Below are 361 nucleotides of genomic sequence, written 5' to 3'. Positions count from 1 at the left end.
GAACCAGTGAAAGCTCAGCTAACGGATTTACAGTCCGTCCCCTTTGGCCAACTCGGGAACTCCTCCTTATTTATCTCATTTAAGAGATTATGGAGCTGGTGAGAGGACTTGAACCCCCAACCTACTGATTACAAGTCAGTTGCTCTACCAATTGAGCTACACCAGCGAATGTATTGATGGTCGTTTTTCGTACAGAATTGAATATGTAGCTTACACGACAAATATTAAGTTAATCCTATTTGGACTCTCCTACATGATGTCTATGCTTACGCTTAGACAGAAATAAATGGCGACCTGGAAGGGACTCGAACCCTCGACCTCCAGCGTGACAGGCTGGCATTCTAACCAACTGAACTACCAG

General features: G+C 44.6%; 1 tRNA gene. It reads right to left on the bottom strand.

Annotated elements, in window-relative coordinates:
* Window positions 1–90 precede the first annotated feature (90 nt).
* Window positions 91–166: transfer RNA gene (locus ACOEN1_RS13535), tRNA-Thr, on the bottom strand.
* Between the last annotated feature and the right edge of the window lie 195 nt (window positions 167–361).

Origin of the sequence: Gudongella sp. DL1XJH-153, from assembly GCF_049310905.1 — a bacterium.
Taxonomy (GTDB): Bacteria; Bacillota; Clostridia; order Tissierellales; family Tissierellaceae; genus Gudongella.
The sequence above is the reverse complement of the archived record's forward strand: the minus strand, read 5'-3'. Positions and strand labels throughout refer to the sequence as shown.